The sequence below is a fragment of the Amycolatopsis sp. H20-H5 genome, assembly GCF_035828755.1.
In the GTDB taxonomy this organism is placed as follows: domain Bacteria; phylum Actinomycetota; class Actinomycetes; order Mycobacteriales; family Pseudonocardiaceae; genus Amycolatopsis.
On the sequence record NZ_JAYMZS010000275.1, the window covers coordinates 1 to 1393 of the forward strand.

The window sequence follows — 1393 nt, forward strand, 5'->3', positions numbered from 1 at the left end:
GGCACGGCAAAGGCAAGATCACGTTGAGTGACATTGGTTGCGTACGGTAGCGATGATAGCGAGCGCTCTGAGTGGGCTGCGGGCGATCCGTTCGGTCGTTCGTTTGATGGCGTTGGTGCCGTTGAGTCGGATGAGTCCTGCGGCGATGTTCCGGAGTGTCGCCATGGCTTGTGGTCCGCTTTCGGTATGCGCCTGGTTCGCGTCCTCGTGCCATGTCATGTCCCGAACGTAGTGGCTTTTGTTCTCGATTCCCCAATGTTCGCGCACGAAGTTGTTCAGGTGCCCTGCTGTGGCGATGCGCGCTTGTCCATCGGAGCTGCCACTGATGATCCAGGCGAGTTCTTTGCTCGTACGTTCTCCGATTAGATTGAAAGTGTCCCGGCGAATGCAGCCGATCGTTCGAGCGTGCGGGAAGTCGATCCCGGTCGCCTCGGTGATCCAGGTCGACCATCGATTCACGCGTCCATGTCCGCGTTCCTCCACGACGTGGTCCGGCTCGGCGTGTAGCAGCGGCAAACACTTTCTGAATACTGATTCAAGTAATGTCGGCTGGTTTCCCTTGACGTTCATTATGTAAGTGAAGCCGCGTTTGGCCACGATGTACTCGGCGGTGTCGCGTTGGGTGTGTGCGGCGTCCATGGTCACCACCACGCGTTCCCCGTCACGCACGGGCAGGGTGTCCAGCAGTTCTTTGACCTGGGTGATCTCGTTCGTCTCCGCTGGTACTTGAACCTGGGCGATCGTCAAACCGAGCCCGTGGATCATGGCCGAAAACAGGGTGAACTTCTCGTTCTCCCTGGTCCACGCGCCGCGCAGCACTTTGCCGTCGATCGCGACCGTCATCGTTCCGTCAGGCTCGGGTTTGGCGCGTTCTCGAATCCATTCGCCCGCTACCGCGTCGAACTGATCGGCATCAATCCCGGAGAGGACAAGACGCACGGTTTTCGCGCTCGGTCGCCGGAAATCGATCCTAAAGTAGCACCATCTGGCTTTGAGTTTCCGCATCAGTGACGACGGGAAGTCTTCAACCTGGTCCGCGATCTGTCTATAGTTCGACGCGCCCGCTAAGACCGCAATCAACGAGGCAGCCAACACGAATGTCAACCCGTACACGCGGCCCCGCAAGCCACGCTTCTCCGTCACGCGGCTTAACATTTCAGCCAGGCTGGAAATGTCAGAATCGTCGCCATCGCCGACCGAATCAGTTGCACGTAAATCCTCATGAGACAATGACACTGGATGACCTTCTGTGTTGGAGATTTGTTGCTCGCAAACCTCATATTTCCAGACAGGAGGTCATCCCCATATTGCGCCCTGTGCCCGTCGCACCCAGCCGCAGACGATCACGCGCTGCTACATCGACGTCACGCTAGATGATCTTGCCTTTGCCGTG

General features: G+C 58.0%; 1 protein-coding gene. It reads right to left on the bottom strand.

What is annotated here, in order from left to right; translation table 11 throughout:
• Positions 1–18: 18 nt before the first annotated feature.
• On the bottom strand, positions 19–1236 hold the full coding sequence (locus QMK34_RS47440) for an ISAs1 family transposase (protein ID WP_326421622.1): 1218 nt from the start codon (positions 1234–1236) through the stop codon (positions 19–21).
• Positions 1237–1393 lie beyond the last annotated feature (157 nt).